This is a genomic window from Microbacterium sp. SY138, assembly GCF_039729145.1.
Classification (GTDB): Bacteria; Actinomycetota; Actinomycetes; order Actinomycetales; family Microbacteriaceae; genus Microbacterium; species Microbacterium maritypicum_A.
Genome location: NZ_CP155793.1, coordinates 1,184,451 through 1,203,672, shown reverse-complemented (window position 1 = coordinate 1,203,672; position 19,222 = coordinate 1,184,451). Strand labels below are relative to the sequence as shown.

19 protein-coding genes are annotated in these 19,222 nt (G+C 69.2%); 10 read left to right on the top strand and 9 right to left on the bottom strand.

Annotated features, from left to right (window positions below):
- Window position 1: 1 nt before the first annotated feature.
- Complete coding sequence (locus ABDC25_RS05625) at window positions 2-265, top strand: HPr family phosphocarrier protein (protein ID WP_029260575.1); 264 nt, start codon at window positions 2-4, stop codon at window positions 263-265.
- An 11-nt stretch (window positions 266-276) separates the two neighbouring features.
- On the opposite strand, the gene ABDC25_RS05620 is transcribed toward ABDC25_RS05625, so the two are convergent.
- On the bottom strand, window positions 277-2,199 hold the full coding sequence (locus ABDC25_RS05620; RefSeq protein WP_315070254.1) for a PRD domain-containing protein: 1,923 nt from the start codon (window positions 2,197-2,199) through the stop codon (window positions 277-279).
- A gap of 166 nt (window positions 2,200-2,365) precedes the next feature.
- On the opposite strand from ABDC25_RS05620, the gene ABDC25_RS05615 reads away from it, so the two are divergent.
- The 9 genes from ABDC25_RS05615 (at window position 2,366) to ABDC25_RS05575 (ending at window position 10,041) form a co-directional block, all read left to right on the top strand.
- Entirely contained in the window at window positions 2,366-2,683 is a 318-nt protein-coding gene (locus ABDC25_RS05615) for a hypothetical protein (protein ID WP_031207284.1), read from the top strand.
- Window positions 2,680-2,958 carry an HPr family phosphocarrier protein gene (locus ABDC25_RS05610; protein WP_347125246.1) on the top strand — a complete coding sequence of 93 codons (279 nt, stop codon included), beginning with the start codon at window positions 2,680-2,682 and terminating at the stop codon, window positions 2,956-2,958. Before ABDC25_RS05615 ends, ABDC25_RS05610 begins: the two co-directional genes overlap by 4 nt.
- Window positions 2,955-4,640: a phosphoenolpyruvate--protein phosphotransferase gene (gene ptsP / locus ABDC25_RS05605; protein ID WP_347125244.1), complete on the top strand. Its 1,686-nt coding sequence runs from the start codon at window positions 2,955-2,957 to the stop codon at window positions 4,638-4,640. The genes ABDC25_RS05610 and ptsP overlap by 4 nt, the downstream gene beginning before the upstream one ends.
- Window positions 4,637-6,271: a PTS mannitol transporter subunit IICB gene (locus ABDC25_RS05600; protein ID WP_029260571.1), complete on the top strand. Its 1,635-nt coding sequence runs from the start codon at window positions 4,637-4,639 to the stop codon at window positions 6,269-6,271. The genes ptsP and ABDC25_RS05600 overlap by 4 nt, the downstream gene beginning before the upstream one ends.
- The gene (locus ABDC25_RS05595; protein ID WP_021199697.1) at window positions 6,268-6,702 is read left to right on the top strand and encodes a PTS sugar transporter subunit IIA; all 435 of its coding nucleotides are present in this window, start codon (window positions 6,268-6,270) and stop codon (window positions 6,700-6,702) included. The genes ABDC25_RS05600 and ABDC25_RS05595 overlap by 4 nt, the downstream gene beginning before the upstream one ends.
- Window positions 6,699-7,856: a mannitol-1-phosphate 5-dehydrogenase gene (locus ABDC25_RS05590; protein ID WP_347125241.1), complete on the top strand. Its 1,158-nt coding sequence runs from the start codon at window positions 6,699-6,701 to the stop codon at window positions 7,854-7,856. The genes ABDC25_RS05595 and ABDC25_RS05590 overlap by 4 nt, the downstream gene beginning before the upstream one ends.
- 99 nt (window positions 7,857-7,955) lie before the next feature.
- Window positions 7,956-9,032: an NAD(P)-binding domain-containing protein gene (locus ABDC25_RS05585; protein WP_347125239.1), complete on the top strand. Its 1,077-nt coding sequence runs from the start codon at window positions 7,956-7,958 to the stop codon at window positions 9,030-9,032.
- A 78-nt stretch (window positions 9,033-9,110) separates the two neighbouring features.
- On the top strand, window positions 9,111-9,248 hold the full coding sequence (locus ABDC25_RS05580; protein ID WP_347125238.1) for a hypothetical protein: 138 nt from the start codon (window positions 9,111-9,113) through the stop codon (window positions 9,246-9,248).
- 49 nt (window positions 9,249-9,297) lie between these two features.
- Window positions 9,298-10,041, top strand: a complete 744-nt coding sequence (locus ABDC25_RS05575) for an alpha/beta hydrolase (RefSeq protein ID WP_029260568.1) — start codon at window positions 9,298-9,300, stop codon at window positions 10,039-10,041.
- Between the two features lie 3 nt (window positions 10,042-10,044).
- On the opposite strand, the gene ABDC25_RS05570 is transcribed toward ABDC25_RS05575, so the two are convergent.
- The 8 genes from ABDC25_RS05570 to ABDC25_RS05535 are packed head-to-tail and all read right to left on the bottom strand — an operon-like array spanning window position 10,045 to window position 19,103.
- Window positions 10,045-10,938 (bottom strand): carbohydrate kinase family protein, encoded by an 894-nt coding sequence (locus tag ABDC25_RS05570; protein WP_297556556.1) that lies wholly within the window; start codon window positions 10,936-10,938, stop codon window positions 10,045-10,047.
- 37 nt (window positions 10,939-10,975) lie between these two features.
- Window positions 10,976-12,085, bottom strand: coding sequence for a polysaccharide deacetylase family protein (locus ABDC25_RS05565; RefSeq protein WP_347125235.1), 1,110 nt, complete (start codon window positions 12,083-12,085; stop codon window positions 10,976-10,978).
- 2 nt (window positions 12,086-12,087) lie between these two features.
- Window positions 12,088-13,203 (bottom strand): adenosine deaminase, encoded by a 1,116-nt coding sequence (locus ABDC25_RS05560; RefSeq protein ID WP_021199703.1) that lies wholly within the window; start codon window positions 13,201-13,203, stop codon window positions 12,088-12,090.
- Between the two features lie 50 nt (window positions 13,204-13,253).
- Window positions 13,254-14,567: a thymidine phosphorylase gene (locus tag ABDC25_RS05555; protein ID WP_021199704.1), complete on the bottom strand. Its 1,314-nt coding sequence runs from the start codon at window positions 14,565-14,567 to the stop codon at window positions 13,254-13,256.
- A complete protein-coding gene (locus ABDC25_RS05550) occupies window positions 14,564-14,962 on the bottom strand; it encodes a cytidine deaminase (RefSeq protein WP_017828470.1) in 399 nt (132 codons plus the stop codon). The genes ABDC25_RS05555 and ABDC25_RS05550 overlap by 4 nt, the downstream gene beginning before the upstream one ends.
- Before the next feature lie 27 nt (window positions 14,963-14,989).
- Window positions 14,990-16,276, bottom strand: a complete 1,287-nt coding sequence (locus ABDC25_RS05545) for an ABC transporter permease (RefSeq protein ID WP_021199705.1) — start codon at window positions 16,274-16,276, stop codon at window positions 14,990-14,992.
- Entirely contained in the window at window positions 16,273-17,592 is a 1,320-nt protein-coding gene (locus tag ABDC25_RS05540) for an ABC transporter permease (RefSeq protein ID WP_029260564.1), read from the bottom strand. Before ABDC25_RS05540 ends, ABDC25_RS05545 begins: the two co-directional genes overlap by 4 nt.
- Window positions 17,589-19,103, bottom strand: a complete 1,515-nt coding sequence (locus ABDC25_RS05535; RefSeq protein ID WP_021199707.1) for an ABC transporter ATP-binding protein — start codon at window positions 19,101-19,103, stop codon at window positions 17,589-17,591. The genes ABDC25_RS05540 and ABDC25_RS05535 overlap by 4 nt, the downstream gene beginning before the upstream one ends.
- Between the last annotated feature and the right edge of the window lie 119 nt (window positions 19,104-19,222).

The following is a 19,222-nucleotide window of genomic DNA, read 5'->3' as shown; positions in this document are numbered from 1 at the left end:
CATGCCGGTCCGACGCCTCATCGTCAGCGCGCACAACGGGGTTCACGCGCGTCCGGTGGCCGAGCTCGTGCGACTCGCGCAGTCGCACGAGGCTCCGGTCACCCTGCGCACGGCCGACGGCACGACCGTCGATCTGACGAGCGTGCTGGCGGTCATGGACCTGGGGATCGCCTCCGGGGACTCCGTGGTGATCGAGACGGCGCCCTCCGCGACGGCGGAGGCCGTTCTCGACCAGCTCGCGGAGGTACTCGCTCCCCGCGGGTGACCGCTGCGCCGTCAGCCGTCGATCACAGCGACGAGCTCGTCGAGGAACGCCTCGAACGTCGTTCCCTTCCGGACGATCCGCTGCACGCTCTCGCGTTCGCTGAACACCTCGACGAGCTGCTCGAACACGGTCTGGAACGCCGCACGATCGCTCTCGCTGAACGCGGCGAGCGCGACGACCTGCACGCGTCCGCCACCCCAGGCCGCTGAGCCGTCCGCGACGCCGATGGCGATCGCGGTGCGGGTGGCGGTCATCTGGAGTGCGTGGGGGACGGCGAGTGCATCGGTGAACGCCGTCGACGACATCCGCTCGCGCACGATGGTGTTCTCGACGTAGTCCTCGCCGATCAGGCCGGCCTGCACCAGGAGACCGCCGAGACGACGGATGATCGCCTCCTCCCCCTCATCGGGAAGCGGGAACACGTACGCGTCGGCGAGGAAGTAGCGGGCGAGTTCCCCACGGAGGCGCGTGAGACGGCGCCCCCGGCGCACCCGAGCGGCCGCCTGCTGGATCCGGTCGACGTCGGCGTCGGTCAGGAACGGCTGGATGCGCACGAATCGGTCGCCGGACGACCCCGGTTCGATCGTGCTGAGCACGAGGTCGGTGTCGAAGGACGCCCAGTCGGGGTCGACGTTGGTCACGACGGTCGTGACCTCGATCGCCGATCCCAGAGAGCGGTCGACGCTGGAGCGGAGCAGCTCATGCAACTCGTGATAGCCCGGGCAGACGATGGTGGCGGTGAGGATCGACTCGGCCTTGCGGCTGCGTTCGAGACGCCCACCCACGTGCATGGCGATGTAGGCGATCTCGTCGTCGTGGATGGGTGTGCCGACCCGGTCGTGCAGGCCGCTGGCGATCGAGACGGCCACCTCGAAGATCATCGGGTACGTCGTCTTCAGCGACCGGGTGAGCGGATTGCGGGTGAGCGCGCTCTCCTCGGCGCGGCGCAGCAGATTCTGCACGTGCAGGGCGAGACGCAGCACGAAGGTCTCGTCGACGAGGTCGACCTGGAAGTCCTCCGCCGCTCGGGCGATCTCCGCGCGTACCGCGGCCTCGACTCCCGGATCCACGCCGCTGCGGGCGACCTCACGCGTCGCGTCCTCGCCCGGCGCGACGATGCGGGTGAGCACGAGGGATGCGAGATGACCGCTGTCCCCCTCGCCGAGGACCACGGAGAAATGCTCGAAGGCGAGGCGGGCGATGACGGTCCCGACGCGCGGGATCTCCTCGCGGGTGCCGGCCGGGGTCGATTCGAGGGTGTGTCCAGCGGCGACCCGCTCGGCGGCGATCGCGATGTGCAGCAGCACATCGGAGATCGCGAGCTCGTTCACGTAGTAGCCGAGCTCACCGAGTTCGCGCACGAGCGCGGACTTGAACGGCCCGACCGCGCTGGCGGCCACCGCCGATCCGGAGAGCGCCCGACGGAATGTCTCCGGATGGAACGAGGCGTCGTCCATCTCGTCGTGGGCGAGCCTGCTGAGCAGGCGGCGCTGCGCCGTCTCGTTGCCGCGCAGTCGCACGGTCTCGCGCTCGCGCTCGAGCACGAGGTCCGTGCCGTCGAGCAGACCCCGCACGCGCACCAGGTCCGCTTCGAGCGTCGCCTCGCTGACGTGCAGATCCTCGGCGGTGTCGAACACGTCGATGCCTCCGTGCTCGTCGAGCAGGAGCCGCACAAGCGTGTGCAGACGGTCGCGGGGGGCGGAATCCCCCGTCTGGCGCATCCGCAGCGCGCCACGGGCGCCGGATCCGGCGCGGTAGCCCGCAGGACCCGACTCGATCACCGCGGCCCCGGGCGTGCGGGCGTTCAGCGCCGCGACATAGGAGCGGATGCTGCGCGGGGTGACGCCCATCAGGTCGGCGAGGCTCGCCGCCGTCGCCCACCCCTCCTGGCGCAGCAACGCCGCGAGGAGCTGGTCCTGGCGCTGGCGCGACATGATCCTCCCCTTCCGCGTGCTGACCGCACTGTCTCGACGTGTTCTCCATGATGTCAGGTGCCCGGCGCCCTCGGGCGGAAGGGCCTGTTCCGCAGGGGCGGAAAGGAACGTGTTGGCGCGCACCCCTCCACCGTTCCCAGACTGTTCTCAGGAAGGGTGGGCATCGATGAGGATTCTCGTGGTGTGCGGTGCGGGAGCATCGAGCACGTTCGTCGCGCAGCGGCTCCGCCGTGCGGCAGCCGCGGCCGGTCTCGATTGGGACGCGGCGGCCGGCATGGAGAGCTCCGTCGCCGGATCCGACCATGACCTCGTCCTCGTCGGCCCTCATCTGAGCGACCGCCTCGACGCCATCCGCGAAGGTGCGCGCGCGCCCGTCGCGGTGCTTCCGGACGACGTCTTCGCCGATCTCGACGGCTCGCGCACGCTCGACCTCGCCCTATCGATCCTCGCCGCCGCCGGCGAAACCCCGAAAGGAACATCATGACCGCCACCCGCACCGTTCGGATCGGCTCCTCGCACGGATTGCACGCCCGCCCCGCGAAGCTCTTCGCGCAGGCCGCGAAGGATTCCGGCATCGCCGTGACGATCGCCAAGGACTCGGGCAAGCCGGTCAACGCGGCGAGCATCCTCGGGGTCATCGCCCTGGCCGTCGAGCACGGCGACTACGTGACGCTCACGGCCGACGGCGAGGGCGCCGAGAACGTACTCGACACGCTCACCGAACTCCTCACCACCGACCACGATCAGGAGTCCGCATGAGCGAGCTCCGGGGAGTGGGGATCGGTCTCGGGGTCGCCCAGGGGCCGATCGTCCGCATGGCCGAGGCGATGCCCGCTCCGGAGAACACACCCAGCACCGCGGGTGCTGATGCGGAACGCGCCCGAGTCCGCGACGCCGTCTCCACCGTTGCGAACGAGCTGAACGAACGGGGCGAGGCCGCCGGCGGATCCGCGCAGGAGGTGCTCGAGGCCCAGGCCATGATCGCCGAGGACCCGACCCTCCAGGACGAGGTCGACAGCCGGATCGACGCAGGCGCGACGGCCGAATGGGCTGTGCACGATGCATTTGCCGGATTCCGCGCCACGCTCGAAGCCGTCGGCGGCTACCTCGGCGAGCGCGCAGCCGACCTCGACGACATCGCGCAGCGCGTGCTCGCCCGCCTCCGCGGCGTCGACGCCCCCGGCGTTCCGAACCCGGGACACCCGTTCGTCCTGGTCGCGCGCGACCTCGCCCCCGCCGACACGGCGCTCCTCGATCTGGACCAGGTGCTCGCGCTGATCACCACCGATGGCGGCCCGACATCCCACACCGCGATCCTCGCGCGGGAGAAAGGCATCGTCGCGATCGTCGGAGTCGCCGACGGCGAGATGCTCACCACCGGCGAGACCGTGATCGTCGACGCGGCCAGCGGCGTCGTCACACGCGAACCGACGGATGACGAGAAGGCCCGAGCCACGGAGCGCGCAGCCGCTCGCCAGTCGGCCGACGCGGCCCCACCCACTCCCGGCGCTCTCGCCGACGGCACGCCTGTCGCGCTGCTCGCGAATCTGGGGAAGCCTGCAGACGCGGCCGATGCGGTCGTTCGGGGGGCCGAGGGCGTCGGGCTGTTCCGCACCGAGTTCCTGTTCCTGTCCTCGGCGCAGGCACCCACCATCGCGCAGCAGCGCCAGTCGTATCGCGAACTGCTGGCGGCGTTCCCCGGCAAGAAGGTCGTGGTCCGGATGCTGGATGCGGGCGCCGACAAGCCGCTGGCGTTCCTCAACGACGCGCACGAGGAGAACCCGGCTCTCGGTCTTCGGGGCCTGCGGGCGCTGCGGGCGAGCGAGGACATCCTGCGCGAGCAGCTCACCGCGCTTGCGGAAGCCGACGCCCAGACGGAGGCGGACCTCTGGGTGATGGCCCCCATGGTGGCGACGGTCGAGGAGACGATCTACTTCACCGGCCTCGCTCGGGAATACGGGCTGAAGACCGCCGGCGTCATGGTCGAGATCCCGGCGAGCGCCCTGCTCGCCGACCGCGTGCTCGCCCATGCGGACTTCGCGTCGATCGGTACCAACGACCTCACGCAGTACACGATGGCTGCCGACCGCATGCTCGGCTCGGTCGCCGGCTTCCAGGACCCCTGGCACCCCGCCGTCCTGCGCCTGGTGCGCGAGGTCGGCGATGCGGGCGCACGTCTCGGCAAGCCCGTCGGGATCTGCGGCGAGGCCGCGGCCGACCCTCTCCTCGCCGTGGTGCTGGTCGGGCTCGGCGCGACCAGCCTCTCGATGGCACCGTCGGCCCTCGCCGACGTACGACACGCGCTGTCCGAGCGCACCCCGTCCGAGGCGCGGAGCCTCGCCCAGGCCGCCCTGGCTGCCGACGATGCCTCCTCCGCCCGAACCGCCGTGGCGACGCTCGCCGCGGAACTCCCCCTCCACAAGAAAGAGACGACATCATGACGACGACGTCACCTGCCGCCACGAAACCCGGCGGCCTCCGCGTAGGAGTGCAGCGCTTCGGCACATTCCTCTCGGGCATGATCATGCCCAACATCGCGGCCTTCATCGCCTGGGGCTTCATCACGATGCTCTTCATCCCGGCCGGGTTCTTCGGCGCGGACAGCCCGTTCGGCTGGCACTGGGTCGGCGTGTCCGAGATCATCGGCGGGGGCGGCGACTCCGCCATCATCGGGTGGCAGGGTGCCATGACCGCGGTCGCCGAGGGCGACAACGGGAACATCCTCGCCTACGTCGGCCTCGTCGGACCGATGGTCACGTACCTGCTTCCACTGCTCATCGCGAACACGGCCGGCCGCATGGTCTACGGCGAGCGCGGCGGCGTGGTGGCCACCATCGCCACCGTCGGCGTGATCGTCGGCACCAACATCCCGATGTTCCTGGGCGCCATGATCATGGGCCCGGTCGCCGCGTGGATCACCAAGCAGATGGACCGGCTGTGGGAGGGCAAGATCCGTCCCGGTTTCGAGATGCTGGTGAACAACTTCTCCGCCGGCATCCTCGGCATGCTCCTCGCGATCGTCGGCTTCTTCGCGTTCGGTCCCGTCATGCTCGGCATCAGTACCGTCCTCGGCGGCGCTGTCGACTGGCTCGTCTCGCTGAACCTGCTGCCGCTGGTGTCGATCATCGTCGAGCCGGCGAAGGTGCTGTTCCTGAACAACGCCATCAACCACGGCGTCTTCACCCCGCTCGGGATCGAGCAGGCGGCGGAGACCGGCAAGTCGATCCTCTTCCTCATCGAGGCGAACCCCGGCCCCGGCCTCGGCCTGCTGCTCGCCTTCACGTTCTTCGGCGTCGGCGCGGCGAAGGCCTCCGCACCGGGTGCGGCGATCATCCAGTTCTTCGGTGGCATCCACGAGATCTACTTCCCGTACGCGCTGAGCAAGCCGACCACGATCCTGGCCCTCATCGCGGGTGGCGCGGCCGGTGTCACCACGAACATGGTCCTCGGCGGCGGCCTGGCATTCCCGGCCGCACCGGGAAGCATCATCGCCGTGACCGCGGCTGCCATCGGACCGGGCGTCGGCAACCTGCTGGTCGTGTACCTGTCGGTGATCATCGCCGCCACCGTCACCTTCCTCATCACCGGTGTGATCCTGCGTGCCTCCCGCAAGCGCGATCTGGAGGCCGAGGGTGACGCCTTCGGTGACGCGATCGCCCAGACCGAGGCGAACAAGGGCAAGTCGTCGGCCGCGATGGACGCGCTGCGCACGTCGACCGCGACCTCGTCCCCCGAGGCCGCTGCCGCCGCGAGCACGACAGTGATCGCCGCCGCGCCGATCGAGCGCATCGTGTTCGCCTGCGACGCCGGCATGGGCTCGTCCGCCATGGGCGCCAGCGTGCTGCGCAACAAGCTCAAGAAGGCCGGCATCGAGGACATCACGGTCACCAACCAGGCGATCGCGAACCTCGACGGAACAGCCGACGTGGTGATCACGCAGCAGCAGCTCACCGAGCGCGCAGAGGCGAAGTCGCCGAACTCGGTCCATGTGTCGGTCGACAACTTCATGAACTCGCCCAAGTACGAAGAGGTCGTCGAGATGGTGCGTGAACAGCGAAAGGAAAACGAATGAGTGTTCTCAGCCCCGAACAGGTCCGCATCCACCCCGGAGGGGCGTCGCGCGACGAGGCCCTCCAGGAGGCGACCGACATCCTGGTCGCGGCCGGAGCCGTCACCCCGGCCTACGTCGACGCGATGCGGCAGCGCGAGGAGACCGTCTCGACCTTCATGGGCAACGGGCTGGCGATTCCGCACGGCACCAACGACGCGAAGGACACGATCCTCGCATCGGCCCTGTCGGTGGTCCGCTACGACGGCGGTGTCGACTGGTCCGGTGACCCGGCCACGTTCGTGATCGGCATCGCCGGCGTGGGCGACGAGCACCTGGAGATCCTCTCCCGGATCGCGATCCTGTTCTCCGAGGAGGACGACGTGGCCCGGCTCTCCGCTGCGCAGACCCCGGAGGAGCTCTACGCCCTCCTCTCGGAGGTGAACGAGGGATGAAGGCGGTCCACTTCGGGGCGGGCAACATCGGGCGCGGATTCGTCGGTCTGCTGCTGCGCGAGGGCGGGTACGAGGTCGTCTTCTCGGACGTCGCCGACGCGCTGGTCGACGCGATCAACGCGGTCGACTCGTACACCGTGCACGAGGCCGGCCCCGGAGGGACCGATCACGTCGTCACCGGATTCCGTGCCGTGAACAGCCGAACGGACCCCGCCGCAGTGGCGGAAGAGGTCGCGTCGGCCGACGTCGTCACCACCGCCGTCGGACCGACGGTGCTGCGGTTCGTGGCCCCGTCGATCGTCGCGGGACTGGCCCTGCGCTCCCCCGCCGCCGCACCGCTGCAGGTGATGGCATGCGAGAACGCGATCGGCGCCACCGACCTGCTGCGCCGCGAGATCGTCGCCGCAGCAGGAGCCGATGCCGAGACGCTGCTGACCAGAGCGGTCTTCGCGAACACCGCCGTGGATCGCATCGTGCCGGCGCAGCCGGAGGGATCGGGCGTCGACGTGACGGTCGAGCCCTACTTCGAATGGGCGATCGAGTCGGGACCGTTCGGCGGAGAGCTGCCGAGAATCCCCGGCGCGCACTTCGTCGACGACCTGGCGCCGTACATCGAGCGCAAGCTGTTCACCGTGAACACGGGGCATGCGGCAACGGCATACTTCGGGGCCCGTGCGGGCATCGAGCGCATCTCGGATGCCCTGGCCGATCCGACGATCGCCGCGAGCGTCTCGGCTGCCCTCGAAGAGACGTCGGCCGTGCTGGTCGCCGAGCACGGCTTGGACCCGGAGGATCTCGCCGCCTATCGCGCGAAGATCCTCGACCGGTTCCGCAACCCCGCACTCGTCGACACCGTGCAGCGGGTCGGACGTCAGCCGCTGCGCAAGATCTCGCGTCACGAGCGCTTCGTGGGCCCCGCAGCCATGGCCGCGGAGCGCGGACTGTCCACCGAGGCCCTGGTCGCCGCCGTCTCGGCAGCGCTCGAGTTCGACGACCCGGCCGACGAGCAGTCGGTCGAGCTGCAGCAGCTGCTGCGCGAGGAGGACGCAGCAGGGTTCACCACGCGGACGACGGGCCTCGACCCCGAGCATCCGCTGTTCCCGCTGATCCGGAATGCCGTCGCCGCCCGCCAGCAGCACATCGAGAGGGCCTGACCCGCGACCCGTCGACGCCCCCGCCTGCCGATACGATCGGTGGGCGGGGGCGTTTCGCGCACGACGACGTGCGAGAACACACAGATGTCCGGGAGCCACATGAACAGATATGCCGTGATCGGCGCTGGTCCGTCCGGTCTCGCCGCAGCGCGTGCCCTGCAGAAGCGCGGGATCTCCGTGGACGGATACGAGGCCTCGCACGGCGTCGGCGGGCTGTGGGACATCAGCAATCCCCGCAGCACCATGTACGAGTCCGCGCATCTCATCTCGTCCCGCACGACGACCGAGTTCACCGAGTTCCCCATGCGGTCCCGGGTCGACTACCCCGGACACCGGGCACTCAAGGACTACTTCGACGACTATGCCCGGCACTTCGGGCTCGCCGACCTCTTCCTCTTCGACACGCGGGTCGCGCGTCTCGAGCCGCGCGACGGCGGCTGGGATCTGACCAGTTCCGGCCCCAGGGGAGACGAGACGCACTGGTACGCGGGCGTCGTTCTCGCGAACGGGACGCTCGCCGAGCCGAACATCCCGGCATTCCCTGGTGAGTTCACCGGCGAACTGCTGCATACGCACGCGTACAAGTCGCCCGAGCAGCTCAAGGACCGGCGCGTGCTGCTGATCGGCGCGGGCAACTCCGGCTGCGATATCGCGGTCGACGCCGTGCATCATGCGGTATCCGTCGACATGAGCGTCCGCCGCGGGTACTACTTCGTTCCGCGGTATCTGTTCGGCAGGCCGAGCGACACTCTCAACCAGGGGCGACCGCTCCCCGCGCGCATCAAGCAGGCCATCGACAGTCGTGTGCTGCGGGCCTTCACCGGCGACCCCGTGCGGTTCGGGTTCCCGAAGCCCGACTACCGCATCTACGAGTCGCACCCGATCGTGAACACCATGGTCCTGAACCACCTCGGGCAGGGCGATCTGCGCATCCGTCCCGACGTCTCGCGCTTCGACGGCGCGAGCGTGCACTTCCGTGACGGCAGCGCCGACGACTACGACCTCGTGCTGCTCGCCACCGGCTACACCCTCGACTATCCGTTCGTCGACCGCGAGCACCTGCACTGGCGCGGTGCCGCGCCGCGGCTGTTCCTGAACGTCTTCCCCGCCTCGTTCAACGGCCTCTACGTGATGGGCATGATCGAGGCCTCGGGCATCGGCTGGCAGGGCCGCTAGGAGCAGGCGGAGCTGCTCGCGGCCTACCTGAACGCGGTCGAGCAGGATCCGGAGCGCGCGTCGCGATTCCGCGATCGTGTGACCGGAAGCCCCTGGCCCGATGTGACCGGCGGCTACCGCTACCTGGGCCTGGATCGGATGGCCTACTACGTCAACAAGGACGCCTACCGCGGTGCCGTCCGGAACGAGAAGCGCATTCTGGAGTCACGGGCGTAGCACCCCTCGGTGACGAGCGACCGTCGACCGGGCGGAGTAGCGTTGTCTCGTGCAGAAGAAGCCCCGCCGGATCCTGAAGCGCGTGCTGTGGAGCGTCGCGATCGTGCTGGTCGTCGCCGTCGGCGGCGTACTCGCCTGGACCCAGATCGGCGTCATGGCCGCGGAGCCGGAGCCGCTCGCCTCGGTGCGGGAGAACCCAGCCATCACCGTGACCGATGCCGACCAGGGCATCGTGCTCGCCCCCGCCGACGGGAGATCGGACCTCGGCCTCGTCTTCATCCCCGGGGCCAAGGTGGATCCGTGGGCGTATGCCGCGATCCTGCAGGGGCTGGCCGAAGAGGGGGTCACGGTCGTGATCACACGCCCGTGGCTGAACCTGGCGTTCTTCGACCCGCGCGGACTCGACGCCTTCACCTCGGCGGCCCCCGACGTCGATGTCTGGGGCGTCGGCGGGCACTCCCTGGGCGGCGTGCGTGCATGCCAGCTCGCGGACGACGCCGATGCGCTCGTCCTGTTCGCCTCCTACTGCGCGAACGATCTCTCCGGCAGTGGGCTTCCCGTCCTCAGCCTGTCCGGCAGCGAAGACGGGCTGTCCACCCCCGAGAAGATCGCCGATGCGCGCGATCAGCTGCCCGCCGATGCCGACATGGTCGAGATCGAAGGGGCGTCGCACGCGTCCTTCGGCGACTACGGACCGCAGGACGGCGACGGCACTCCGACGATCTCCCGCGACGAGATGCACGCGGAGGTCACGCGTCTGACCGACGAGTTCCTCGCACCGCTCTCGCCCTGAGCGTCACCTCCCCACGGCCCCGAGGACCGGGTCGAGCAGCGGATGGAGGTGCCGGGTGCGCAGGACCGCCGCCGCCGAACGCGCCCCCGCCTCGAGCGCAGTGGTGACGCCCGCCCCGTCGAGCCGCGCGTCGAGCACGCCCGCGAGGAACGCATCACCCGCGCCGTTCGTGTCGACGACCTCGACGGGCACCGCAGGAACCCGATGCACCACGCCGTGCTCGTCGACCGCCACGGCCCCCTCCGCTCCCAGGGTGCACACGGCCAGGCGCGCTCCCGCCGCGATGCGGGACTGCAGGAACACGACCGGGTCGTCCAGCCGGTCGGCGTTGCAGAACACCGCATCAGCGGCGTCGAGGAACGGCCGGTGGTAGTGCGCCCTGCCGTCGTAGTCGTGCACATCCACCCAGATCGGCGTGCCGGTCGATCGGGCGAGAGGCAGCAGGCGCAGGGGTTCCGCGGCGAGGTCGAGCACGACCGCATCGGCAGTGACCATCCGGTCGCGCATCCGGTCGTCGCGCGTGCCCTCGGCCGTGCTCGGGGTCGACAGGTACAGCGAGACGCGACCGCCTTCACGCGTCATCAGGTTCAGATGCCGTTCGGTGACCCCGTCGTCCCAGGAGGTCTGCACGCCGGCGGCGCGCAGTGCGTCGCGCACGCGCCCGCCCTCCGCATCCGTCCCGGAGATGGCATGCAGCCGTGTGGTCCGGCCCAGCGCGGTCAGGCTGAGCGCCTTGCCCGCGCTGGTCCCTCCGACCGTCTCCCACGTGTCCTCGGCGAACTGCATGTGCGGCACCGGCTCAGGAAGCCGATCCAGCACGATGATCGTGTTCCACGATGCCGGCCCGACGATGACGACGGAGGCGGATTCCGCTGCGGACTCTGAGGAGGAGGGCATGGGACCATCCTGCCGTGCCTCGTCTCGGCCGTCTCCTTCAGCCGATGCGCGAGACCAGCGCGTCCAGCCCCATGCCGTAGTCGATGCGCACGACGGGAAGGGCGAGCTTGTCGGTGCCGACCTTCACATATCCGGGCTCGATGGTACGTCCCATCTCGTAGCCGGCCTGGGCGACGCCCTGCTTGGTGGTGTCGTTGTAGTGCCCGTACGGATACGCCACGACCTGACCCACGCCGAGGATCTGAGCCGACGTCGTCAGGTCTGCCGCGATCTGATCGGCCGTCCAGTTGACCATCCGGCCCTTGCCGTTGTCGCCCGCCTGGTGCATGTCATGCGTGTGCGAGCGGCGCTGCACATAGACGGACGGCGCCGGATCCTGCCGATAGGCCGTGATCATGAACGACGTGCTGAGCAGCTTGTACTTGTCGACGACCGGCACCGCGAGATCGAACCACGACTGGTCGGCGTCGTCATCGGTGATGATCACGCTCTTCGCAGGAAGCGAGAGCCGCCCGTCGATGAAGGCGCTGAGCTCGTCCCAGGTGGGCAGGTAGAAGCCCGTCGTCGCGATGTGGTTCATCTGTGCATCGAAGTCACCGATGTAGGCGTAGTTGCCGCGCAGCCAGCCCTTCTCCCCCTCGGGGTTCGCCGTGAACTGGTGATACATGAGGATGGGCACTCGCACGTTCTCCGCGGCGTTCTCCTCCGGCGTCTTCCAGGCGGCGAAGAGCTCGACCTGCTGGTCCGTGCACACCACGGGGTCGGCGCCGTTCACGCGGGCCGCGACCGTCAACGCTCCGGCGTCCGCCGCCGTCGCGTACCAGCCGGCGAACACCCGACCCTCCAGCTGCGGGATCGGAAGGCCCTGGTACAGGGCGTCCTGGAACTGCAGCATCGGGTCGGCAGGAGCCCCGTCGCCCGAGAAGGTCACCGCACAGGCGCGCGGATCGTTCGCATCCGCCACGATCTGCTCCGCCGGCGTCAGCGGATGCTCGATCGTGGCGGACTGCGCCTTCGGAATCGTGTTCTCCTGCGCACGGTTCAGCCAGACGAAGGCGGCAGCGCCACCTCCGACGACGACGGCGGTCACGACGGCGCTGACGATGATCGCGGCGCGCGTGCGGCGCTTCTTCCCCCCGGAAGCCATGGTCAGGCGTCGAAGCCTTCGGCGATCATCTCCACGAGCTCCTCGCGCTCCTCGACGGGGAGGAACGCCGCGGCGGCGGCGTTGAACTGGAAGGTCTCGAGGTCGTCGAGGTCGTACTCGAACGCCTCGACGAGCAGGGCGAGCTCACGCGTGAGAGACGTGGCGCTCATGGTGCGGTTGTCGACGTTCACGGTCACCGCGAACCCGAGCTGGTAGAGCAGGTCGAAGGGGTGGTCCACCATGGTGTTGCCCCACGCGGCGATGGCCCCGGTCTGCAGGTTCGACGAAGGCGAGAGCTCGAGCGGGATCTCGCGGTCGCGGACCCAGCGCGCGAGGTCGCCGAACTGCACCTGCACCTCGTCGCCCTCCTGGGTGATGACCTCGAGGTCTTCGGCGATGCGCACACCGTGGCCGAGCCGCAGCGCGCGTCCGTCCAGCAGAGCCGAGCGGATGGAGGCGGGACCCGCCGCCTCTCCCGCGTGCACGGTGACGGGGAAGAAGTTCTCGGCGAGGTAGTCGAACGCCTTGCGGTGGTTCGACGGCGGGAAGCCATCCTCAGGACCGGCGATGTCGAAGCCCACGGCACCGCGTCCGCGGAAGTCGACCGCGAGTTCGGCGATCTCGAGAGCGCGATCGGTGTGCCGCATCGCCGTGATCAGCTGCCCGACGCGGATGCTGCGTCCCGAGCGGTCCGCGGCGTCCTCACCCTCTTCGATGCCCTGCTGCACCGCCTCCACCGTCTGTTCGAGCGTGAGGCCGCGAGCCAGGTGCTGCTCGGGCGCCCAGCGCACCTCGCCGTAGATCACGCCGTCGGCGGCGAGGTCCTGGACGAACTCCCGTGCGACACGGGTGAGGCCCTCCTGCGTCTGCATCACGGCGGTCGTGAGGTCGAACGTCTTGAGGTACTCGACCAGCGAACCGGAATCGCTCTGCTTCGCGAACCACGACCCCAGCGCCTTCGGGTCGGACTCCGGAATCTCCAGGCCGATCGCGTCCGCGAGCTCGATGATCGTGGCGGGCCGCAGCGCGCCGTCGAGGTGGTCGTGCAGCGACACCTTGGGAAGGCTCCGCAGGGAGACCCCCTGAAGTGTGACGTCGCCGTTCGCATCGATCGACATGGTGATCCTCTCGGTCGCGGATGTGCTCAGTTCAGGCTAGCGGTCCGCCGTCACGCCGTGATGCGCTCACGGACGATGGGGCCGGTCACCGGCGCCTCATCCCCGATCTCCCACGAACCATCGAGGGCGTCGAGAGCCCTGCCGAACCGGGCATCATCGGCGGCTGAGAGGGTGAAGAGCGGCTGGCCGGCGACGACGCGATCGCCCGGCTTCGCATGCAGATCGATGCCTGCCTCGAAGACCACCGGGTCCTGCGCCCTGGCGCGCCCCGCGCCGAGACGCCAGGCAGCGACCCCGAACGGAAGGGCATCCATGCGCGTGATGATTCCGTCGGTGGGGGCGAGCACCTGGTGGGTCTCGCGCGCCGTCGGGAGCGCGGCATCCGGATCTCCGTCCTGCGCGCGGATCATCGCCTTCCAGGTGTCCATGGCGCGGCCGTCGTCGAGAGCGGCCTCCACGTCGGCGTCCGGCTGTCCTGCGAGGGCGAGCATCTCGCGTGCCAGGGCGATCGTGAGCTCGCGCACATCGGAAGGTCCGCCACCGGCGAGGATCTCGACGGATTCACGGACCTCGTTCGCGTTGCCGATCGCAAGGCCGAGCGGGACGTTCATGTCGGTGAGCAGGGCGGTCGTCGCGACCCCGGAGTCGGTGCCGAGAGCGACCATGGTGCGGGCGAGCTCGCGGGCGCGATCGATGTCCTGCATGAACGCACCGGAGCCGAACTTCACATCGAGCACGAGAGCGTCCGTGCCCTCGGCGATCTTCTTCGACATGATGCTCGACGCGATCAGCGGGATCGCCTCGACGGTGCCGGTGACGTCGCGGAGCGCATACAGCTTCTTGTCCGCGGGTGCGAGGCCGGAGCCGGCGGCGCAGATGACCGCACCCACGTCTCCCTGCATCTGCGCGAACATCTCCTCGTTGCTCAGAGCAGCGCGCCATCCGGGGATCGACTCGAGCTTGTCGAGCGTGCCGCCCGTGTGACCGAGCCCGCGACCGCTCAGCTGCGGCACGGCCACGCCGAACGAGGCGACCAGCGGGGCGAGCGGCAGCGTGATCTTGTCGCCGACGCCACCGGTGGAGTGCTTGTCGACCGTGCGCTTGCCGAGGGAGGCGAAGCTCATCCGCTCCCCCGACGCGATCATCGCGTCGGTCAGCACGCGGATCTCGTCGCGCTCCATGCCGCGCTGGAAGATCGCCATCGCGAACGACGCCATCTGCGCGTCCGAGACATAGCCGCGGGTGTAGGCATCGACCATCCACCGCAGCTCCGCCTCGGGCACGGCACCGCCGTCGCGCTTGGCGCGGATCACATCGATCGCGTCGAACGGTTCGATGGCTCCCTGAGCCTGTCCAGCAGTCATCGTGCTTCCTCCAGGTCGCGCGGCCCGAACGCATCGGGCAGCACCTCGTCGATCGTGCGGATGCCGGAGACGGTCTCCAGGAGCATCCCGGGCATCGCATGCTCGAACAGCAGCTGGCGACAGCGTCCGCACGGCATGATCGTCTGCCCCTCGTTGTTGACGCACACGAACGCGACGAGCTGGCCGCCGCCGGACATGTGCAGGTCACCGACCAGCGCGCACTCCGCGCACAGCGTCACACCGTACGACGCGTTCTCCACGTTGCAGCCGGCCACGATGCGGCCGTCGCCGACGAGGGCGGCCGCACCCACGCGGTAGCGCGAGTACGGCGCGTACGCCTTCGTCATGGCATCCGTGGCGACCTGGCGCAGTTCATCCCAGTCGATGTCGGTCATTGCGATGATTCTCTCTTCCGGCAGGGGCTACGACTTGATGTAGGGCTTGCCGTCTGCGGCAGGGGCCTTGATCTGCCCGGCGAATCCGGCGACCGCGAGCAGCGTCACGACATACGGCAGCATCAGCATGAACTCGCCCGGGATGGGCGTCTTCAGGATCGACAGCAGGTTCTGCAGGTTGGTCGCGAAGCCGAACAGCAGCGCCGCGAGGGTCGCACGGATGGGATCCCATCGGCCGAAGATCACAGCGGCGAGGGCGATGAAGCCGAGCCCGGCCGTCATGTCCTTGCCGAACTGCGGCACCGAGACGAGGGTGAAGTACGCACCTCCCATGCCGGCGATCGCGCCGGCGAGCAGCACGTTCCAGAACCGGGTCGGGTTCACCTTGATGCCCACGGTGTCGGCCGCCTGGGGGTGCTCGCCGACGGCGCGCAGCCGCAGACCCCACCGGGTGCGGTAGAGGCCCCAGGCCACGACGGCGACCGTGATGAACATCAGGTACCCGATGAAGGTCTGGTTGAACAGCACCGGCCCGATGATCGGGATGTCGCTGAGCACCGGGATCTCGACGCGCGGGAATCGCACGGGTGTGTTCAGGGTCGCCTCGTTCGGAGCGAGGAGTGCGCCGTAGAGGAAGCCGGTGAGACCGGTGACGAGCACGTTGAGGACGACACCGACGATGACCTGCTCGACCAGATACTTGATCGCGAACGCGGCGAGGACGCTCGCCACCAGGACGCCGCCGATCATCGCGCCGACCAGGCCGACGAACGGGTTTCCGGTGATGCTCGACAGGAGCGCTGCCGAGAAGGCGCCGAGAAGCAGCTGCCCCTCGATCGCGACGTTCACGACGCCGGCACGCTCGCCGATGACACCGCCCAGGGCACCGAACACCAGGGGCACCGAGAGCGAGACCGCGCCGAACAGCAGGCTCGTGACCGGCACGAGTCCGCCGGCGGAGGCCCAGACGAGGAACGCGAAGACGGCCAGCACGCTGAAGGCGATCACGAGCCACAGGGACGGCGGACGGTAGGTCCATGCCCGCAGGAACGCCCCCACCGTGAGCACCACGAGGATGCCGAACACGACCCAGAAGGTCGAGGCCGTCGGCAGCGCCACATCCGGCAGCGCGAGCGCCGAGGACTGGTCGGAAAGGCGGAACGTGCTGATGCCGTCGCGCGGCACGAGCAGGAACAGCAGGGCCAGGAGCACGGTCGCTCCGGCCAGCACGATCGGCGCCTTGAGGTGCCGCTCCTTCACGGTCGCGAGCTGCACCGTGCCGTCGGCGGCCTGGGTCTGCACGAGGGACATCATGCCGCCACCGCCTTCTTCGCGGCCTTGGCTCTGAGCCGTGCCGCCTTCTCGATATCGGTCTTGGGGAGGAAGAACACCGTGCGCAGCAGCGGCGGCGCGGCGATGAACAGCACGACGAGCGACTGCACGACGAGCACGATGTCGACCGGGATGTCCTGCGCCTGCATCGAGAACGACCCCGCCTTGAGCGCGCCGAACAGGATGCCGGCGGCGAACGTGCCCCAGGCACGACTGCGCCCGAGGAGGGCGACGGTGATGGCGTCGAAGCCGATGCCGGCGTCGATCGTCTCGGTGACACCCGTGGTCACCGCTCCCTGGATCTGATTCATGCCCGCGAGGCCCGCGAGGCCGCCCGCGAAGAGCATGGCGTACACGTAGATGCGCTGCACGCTGATGCCCGCGGCCCGCGCGGCGTGCGGGTTCTCGCCCACGGCGCGCATCCGCATGCCGAGCGACGAGCGCTCGATGAGCCACCAGACGAACAGGGTCGCCACGATCACGATCACGAAGCCGAGGTCGAGAAGGGGGAACTGCGGTCCGAGCAGCGTCGGGAACTGCGCGCTCTCCGGCGTCGCCGATCCGAGGGCCTGGTTGGTGCCCGGCTTCTGCAGCAGACCCGGGGTGCGGATCATCCAGAGCAGCAGGTAGTACGCGATGTAGTTGAGCATGATCGTGAGGATCACCTCATGCGCACCGGTGCGCGCCTTGATGAGTCCCGCGATCGCACCCCAGAGCGCACCGCCCGCGATACCGGCGATGAGCGTGACCGGGATGTGCAGCCAGATCGGGAGGTCGAGCGAGAACGTCAGCAGCGCGGCGACGGCGACGCCGATCAGCATCTGACCGCGAGCACCGATGTTGAACAGCCCGACGCGGAACGCCAGCGCGACGCCGAGGCCGGCCGCGATGAGCGGTGCCGCGAAGCCGAGCGTGTTGGTGAGCGGTCGGATCTGCGCCGCGAAGTCCGCGCCACGGGCGTTGAAGATCGCCCCGCGGAACAGCGCCTCGTATCCGTTGTAGACGGCGTTCCAGGCGGCGACGAACGTGTCACCGGGCTGCGCGAAGAAGTAGACGGATGCCGCCTGGACGTCTTCGTTCGTCAGCGCGATGAGGATGCCGCCGACGATGAGCGCCAGCACGATCGCGAGGATCGTGGTCACGGCACTGCCGCGGAGGATCTCCTTGAGGATGACGTTGCCGCGCGGGGGCGGCGGCACGTCGGAAGGGTCGCGCGGGACCGTGCCGGTGCTCGTGGCGAGCTCCTGCGGCGGGATCCCCTTGGTCACATCTCCTGCGCCGGGCGTCGCTCCGCTCACGCGGCCACCTCCCCTTCGGCCGCTCCGGCCATCATGAGTCCGAGCGTCTCCCGAGGCGTGTCGCCGGGGACGATGCCGACTATCGTGCCGCGGTACATGACCGCGATCCGATCGGCGAGAGCTGCGACCTCGTCGAGCTCCGTGGAGACCACGATCACGGGCACACCCGCGTCACGCGTCTCGATGATCCGCTTGTGGATGAACTCGATCGAGCCGACGTCCACGCCGCGGGTGGGCTGCGCCGCGACGAGAAGGCGCAGATCGCGGCTCATCTCCCTGGCGATGACGACCTTCTGCTGGTTTCCGCCGGACAGCGTGCCGGCGGGGGTCTCGGGACCCTGCGTGCGGATGTCGTACTCCTTGATGCGCGCACGGGCGAACTCGTCGAGTGCTCCACGCCGCAGCGTGCCGGCGCGGCTGAACGCCGGGTCGTCCGAACGGTCGAGGATCAGGTTCTCGGCGACGGAGAATCCGGCCACCAGGCCGTCTTCCGTCCGGTCTTCCGGCACGAAGCCGACGCCGGCGTCGAGGATCGCCCGCACGCTCTTGCCTACGAGTTCGTTGCCGTCGAGTCGGATGCTGCCTTCGACACGGGCGGCGAGACCGACGATGGCCTCCACCAGCTCGGTCTGACCGTTGCCCTGGACGCCCGCGATCGCGAGCACCTCCCCCGGCCGGACGGCGAAATCGACCCCGTCGACGACGATGGCGCCGGTGGGCGTCAGAACGCGCAGACCCGTGACCTCGAAGCCGCCCTCGCCCAGGCGCGGCGGCTCCTTGTGCACGGTGAGCTCGACCGCGCGGCCGACCATGAGCGATGCCAGCTCGGAGTTCGTCGCTGTGGGCGAAGCCTCACCCACGACCTTGCCGAGGCGCACGATCGTGATCTTGTCCGCGACCTCGCGGACCTCACGGAGCTTGTGCGTGATGAACACGATCGCCGTGCCCTCGTCACGCAGTTGACGCATGATGCCCATCAGCTCGTCCGTCTCCTGCGGAGTGAGCACCGCGGTGGGCTCGTCGAACACGAGCACCTTCGCGTCACGCGACAGCGCCTTGATGATCTCGACGCGCTGCTGCACGCCGACGGGAAGATCTCCGACCAGCGCGTCGGGGTCGATGTCGAAGCCGAAGCGGGCCGCGACCGATCGCACGTGCTCTCGCGCCTTCGCGATGTCGAGCGTGCCGAGGGCCTTGGTCTGCTCATGTCCGAGCATGACGTTCTCGGCCACGGTGAACACCGGGACGAGCATGAAGTGCTGGTGGACCATGCCGATCCCCGCAGCCATCGCGTCACCGGGACCGCGGAAGCGCTGCACCTCGTCGTCGAGGAGGATCTCGCCCTCGTCGGCCTGATACAGGCCGTAGAGGACATTCATGAGGGTGGACTTGCCTGCGCCGTTCTCACCGAGCAGCGCGTGGATCTCACCCGGTTCAACCACCAGATCGATGTGGTCGTTGGCAACGAGGGTGCCGAATCGCTTGGTGATGCCGCGAAGTTCGAGCTTCATATCTGCACCTTATCCAGAAGAGTCATCCAGAAGAGCCATCCAGACGAGTCTTCCAGGGGGATCATCGTGCGTCCACGACACGGGGCGAGTGGCATCCTGCTCACCACTCGCCCCGTGCG